The sequence below is a fragment of the Nigerium sp. genome (assembly GCF_039811905.1).
GTDB lineage: Bacteria > Actinomycetota > Actinomycetes > Propionibacteriales > Propionibacteriaceae > Propioniciclava.
Map to the genome: position 1 here is coordinate 1 of NZ_JBDHZL010000154.1, position 4,551 is coordinate 4,551.

The window sequence follows — 4,551 nt, forward strand, 5'->3', positions numbered from 1 at the left end:
CGGCCCGTGAGGAGGCGGCCGCGCGGGCGGCGGCCGCGAGGGCACGCAACGCTCAGGACCGGGCGGCCAAGCAGGCCGCGGTGCGACGCGCGGCGGCCAAGGCGCGGGCGCTGCGCAACCAGTCGGCGGCGTCCACGGCCGCCGGGGTCGTCGGGCGCATGAACCGCGAGTCCTCGTACGGGTTCACGATGCCGGTCAACGCGACGCCGGGCTCGTCGTACGGCCTGCGGTTCCACCCGATCCTGCATTACTGGCGCATGCACAACGGCACGGACTTCGGCGCGGCCTGCGGGATGCCGCTGTACGCCGCGGCGTCCGGACGCGTGCTGTCGGCGGGCCGCAACGGCGGCTTCGGCAACTTCGTCCTCATCGGCCACGGGCTGCGGGGCGGCCGCTACCTGACGACCGGGTACGCGCACCAGTCGCGCATCGCCGTGCGGCCGGGGCAGCGCGTCCGGCAGGGTCAGCTCATCGGGTACGTCGGCACGACCGGCCTGTCGACGGGCTGCCATCTGCACTTCGAGGTGCGGCTGAACGGCGTCCCGACGAACCCGCTGCGCTACCTGCCGTAGCCGGCCCGCGGTGCCGCCATCCTGCCTTGGTAGGGTGGTGGCACCGCATTTTGACGAGGGAGACACCATGCCACGACCCGCAGGCCGCGTCTTGGTCGCTCAGAACAAGAAGGCCCGCCACGACTACAACATCGGCGATCGCGTCGAGGCCGGTCTCGTGCTCACCGGCACCGAGGTGAAATCGCTGCGCGAGGGGAGGGCCTCCCTCGTCGACGGCTTCGCGACGATCGACGACGGGGAGGCCTGGCTGCGCAACGTGAACATCCCGGAGTACCGCTTCGGCACCTGGACCAATCACGCCCCCAAGCGCAACCGCAAGCTGCTGCTGCACCGCCGCGAGATCGACAAGCTCGATCGCGAGACGGCCAACTCGGGCCGCACGATCGTGCCCCTGTCCATCTACTTCTCCGACGGGTATGCGAAGGTCGAGTTGGCCCTCGCCACGGGCAAGAAGGATTGGGACAAGCGGCAGGCCATCGCCGAGCGCGACGCCAACCGCGAGGCGCAGCGCGCCCTCGCCGCCCGGAACAGGGCGCGCCGGTGAGCGCCCGGCAGGGGAGCGGCGCCGTCGGCGCCCGGGCGAGACGGCGTCCGGGGCGCGCGCTGGCGCGCCTGGCGCTGGTCGGCGTCCTGATGATCTCCGCGCTGCTCGGCTTCGCGACGCCGGCCCACGCCGCCGACGACAGCTTCGACCGGTGGGACGCGGCGTACACCGTTCGGCCCGACGGCACCGTGCACGTGCAGGAGACGATCACGCTGAGGTTCGGCTCCAGCTCGGGCCGGCGCGGGCTCGAGCGCACGCTCGTCACGCGCGAGGCCTACAACAACGACCAGGACGCGGTGTTCCAGATCTCCGGCATCCGCGTCTCGTCGCCCGACCCGGTGTCGACGAACTGGACGCAGATCAACCAAAGCGATGGGCGGACCGCGCAGACCACGATCCGCGTCGGGGACGCCAACCGCCGCATCTCGGCGGCGACCGCGACGTACGTGTTCGACTACGACGTCCGCGGATATCTGCGCTCGCCGAGCGGCCATGCCGAGTTCGGCGTCGACGTCCTCGGCCCCGGTATGGCGCGGATCGACAGCTCCACGATCACGGTGACGACGCCCGCCGGCATCACCGACGTCACGTGCTTCGCCGGCACGGTCGGCAGCAAGACGGCGTGCACCAACTCTGACTACTCGGGCGAGACCGCGACGTTCCGTCAGAACGACCTGCCGAGGGGCCAGGTCATGACCGTGGGCGTCCAGTTCCCGCTGGCGTCCGTGCAGAACCCGACCCCGATCCTGGAAGAGAACGTGGAGGCGGCGACGGCCCGGTCGAACGCGACCCAGCTCGGCGTCGGCAGCGCGGGCGCGGTGGTCATCGCGCTGCTCGGCATCTGGTACTACCGCCGCAACGGCTACGAGGAGCGTTTCGGCGGGCTGCCGCCCGGCACGTTCCCGGCGGCCGGTAGCACAGCGACGGTCGTGAAGGCCGACAAGCGCACCGAGATCCCGGTCGCCTTCTCGCCGCCGCGGTTGCCGCTCATGGACGCCGGCTATCTGCTCGACGGGCGTCCGTCCGTGAAGCACCTGACCGCGACAATGGTGAACCTGGCCGTGGTCGGCGCCATCGAACTGCGTGGCGGCCAGGGGCGCAACGAGAGCCCGGTCGCCACCGCGCGCGACCCCCGCCGTATCCCGGATGAGCCGAGCGATCAGCTCTTCCGCGAGATGTTCCCCGACGGCTCGGGGCAGGTCGTGCTCGACGAGCCCGGCGCGATGGAGGGCGCCCGGAAGACGCTGTTCTCCTACGCCGAGCGCAACTCGGCGAAGCAGGGTTGGTTCCGCAACGCGTCGCTGCCGACCTCGCTCCGGTGGGGCGTCAGCTGCCTGACGTTGCTCGTCTTCGCCGCGTTCTTCATGGTGAGTGGGGCGTGGGGCTACATCCTGCTCGTGCTGCCGATCATGGCGGCCCTCCTGATCACCGTCACGCTGGTTCAGCGTCGCCTCGAGCGCGGTAAGCGGACTGCGACGGGGCGCGCCTACACCGACCAGATCGAGGGCTTCCGCACCTACATCGCGACCGCCGAGGCGGAGCAGCTCAAGTTCGAGGAGGGCGAGGACATCTTCAGCCGCTACCTCCCGTGGGCCATCCTCTTCGGTCTCGCGGAGCGGTGGGTCGCGGTCTGCCAGCGGGCCGTCGAGCTGGGCATCATGTCCGAGCCCGACACGGCCTGGTACGGCGGCACGGCCTGGAACGCCCAATGGATGCTGTGGAACCTCACGGCCTGGAACACCGGCATGGCCTCCGCGGCCGTCCCAGCCCCGCCCCCCGTCAGCGACGTCAGCTCGGGCACCGGCTTCGGCGGTGGCTCGATGTTCGGCGGCGGCGGGGGTGGCTTCGCCGGGGGCGGCTTCGGCGGCGGCGGCGGCGGTAGCTGGTAGCCACCGGGACGCCGGCGCGATTGCCGGCGCGCCCGAGAAGCGAGGACGCCGCGGCCCGAGGGCCGCGGCGTCCTGTCGTGCGTGGTGGACGGTGGGTTACTGCACCCCGACGAGGTCGCACACGAAGATGAGCGTCTCGTTCGGCTTGATGACGCCGCCGGCGCCTCGGGCGCCGTAACCGAGCTGCGGCGGGATCGTGATGCGGCGGCGGCCGCCCACCTTCATGCCTACGATGCCGTCGTCCCACCCCTGGATGACCTGGCCGGCGCCCAGGTTGAACACGAGCGGCTGGCCGCGGTCGTAGCTGTTGTCGAACTCGGCGCCCGTGGAGTGGGCGACCCCCACGTAGTGCACGGCGACGCGCTTGCCGCGCGCGGCCTCGGGGCCGGAGCCCCCGGTGAGGTCGTCGAGGAGGAGTTCGGTGGGCGCGGGGCCCTCGGGAACGTCAACGGTCGGCTTATCCATGCCAGCCAGCCTAGTGGCGGGGGAGCGGCTCGGGGAAAACCCTCTTGGGCGGGGCCCCGATACGACGCAGAATTCAGGGCATGAGTGCTGTGTTCCCCGCCCCGATCACGCCCGCCGATCGCGAGCGCGCCGAGGGCTACCTCAAGGACGCCTACGCCGACGGTCTGCTGGGCGAAGCCGAGTTCGACACGCGGATGGGCCAGGTGATGGCGGCGGGGAGCCGCTCGGAGCTGACGGCGTCCTGCGCGGGCATCGTGGGCGTCCGGCCGAGCGTGCCGCGTCCGCGCATCGCCGGCGGCACCGGCCTGGCGACCGCGGCGCACTTCTCCGGAATCGCCAGCTCGTTCATCGGGCCGTGGCTCGCCTACCAGGTCGCGACGCCGCGCAGCTTCGCGCGGCGCGAGGCGGCCAAGGCGTTCAACTTCCAGGTCGTGTCCATCGTCGCGCTGGTGACGACGTTCGTGCTCACGGCGGTGTTCTTCGACCGGGCGCTCGGCACCGTCCTGCCGCTCGGCTGGCTGGCGTGGTTCCTGCTGTCGGTGACGGGGGGCGTCCAAGCGGCGAAGGGACGCTCCTGGCGCAACCCGGTCACGCGCGTGCTGCCGTGGGAAGTTCTGCGCGAGGACGGGCGTTGAACCCATGGGGAACGGCGGCTATGCTGATCTGCTCGGGCTCGTCCCGGGCGCGGCAGTGCCGCGCACAACTCAACAGGGGGTGACTGGTTTCGACTTGGGACGGTAGTCCCAGAAGAAGCGGGCCGAGGAGCCAGCGACATCTCGTTAACGATCGCTGGAAACCAATAACTGCCGAATCCAATCGCGCAGACTTCGCTCTCGCTGCCTGATACAGCGACCGAAGGGTCAGACCGGGCGTTGCCTTCCGTCCGGATCCTGGCCTCATTCTGAAGGCTTGCTGATCAGCCGACGCCTTAGCGGCTGATCGGGACTTTACTAGGGCTGGGCTCGTCCACCACGCGCTGGCGTCGAGGGTGGGAGCCGAGAAAACGACACCCGCCAGCTGCGCCCGGAGAAGATCTGGTTCGCCTCTTGAGGACGCGGGTTCGATTCCCGCCACCTCCACC

5 protein-coding genes and 1 other RNA gene are annotated in these 4,551 nt (G+C 70.9%); 5 read left to right on the top strand and 1 reads right to left on the bottom strand.

The window, feature by feature from the left end; translation table 11 throughout:
- The 3 genes from WMJ97_RS14475 to WMJ97_RS14485 all read left to right on the top strand — a co-directional run.
- Positions 1 to 572, top strand: a 572-nt coding sequence (locus tag WMJ97_RS14475; protein WP_347349714.1) for a M23 family metallopeptidase, incomplete at its 5' end; no start/stop codon positions are given.
- A 67-nt stretch (positions 573 to 639) separates the two neighbouring features.
- The gene (gene smpB / locus WMJ97_RS14480) at positions 640 to 1,116 is read left to right on the top strand and encodes an SsrA-binding protein SmpB (RefSeq protein WP_347349715.1); all 477 of its coding nucleotides are present in this window, start codon (positions 640 to 642) and stop codon (positions 1,114 to 1,116) included.
- A complete protein-coding gene (locus WMJ97_RS14485; protein WP_347349716.1) occupies positions 1,113 to 3,005 on the top strand; it encodes a DUF2207 domain-containing protein in 1,893 nt (630 codons plus the stop codon). Before smpB ends, WMJ97_RS14485 begins: the two co-directional genes overlap by 4 nt.
- Positions 3,006 to 3,101: 96 nt before the next feature.
- On the opposite strand, the gene WMJ97_RS14490 is transcribed toward WMJ97_RS14485, so the two are convergent.
- The gene (locus WMJ97_RS14490) at positions 3,102 to 3,470 is read right to left on the bottom strand and encodes an FKBP-type peptidyl-prolyl cis-trans isomerase (protein WP_347349717.1); all 369 of its coding nucleotides are present in this window, start codon (positions 3,468 to 3,470) and stop codon (positions 3,102 to 3,104) included.
- Between the two features lie 80 nt (positions 3,471 to 3,550).
- Here WMJ97_RS14490 and WMJ97_RS14495 point away from each other — a divergent pair, with 80 nt between their 5' ends.
- The gene (locus WMJ97_RS14495; protein ID WP_347349718.1) at positions 3,551 to 4,105 is read left to right on the top strand and encodes a DUF1707 and DUF4870 domain-containing protein; all 555 of its coding nucleotides are present in this window, start codon (positions 3,551 to 3,553) and stop codon (positions 4,103 to 4,105) included.
- A gap of 75 nt (positions 4,106 to 4,180) precedes the next feature.
- Positions 4,181 to 4,551, top strand: a transfer-messenger RNA (tmRNA) gene (gene ssrA / locus WMJ97_RS14500); the annotation flags it as partial.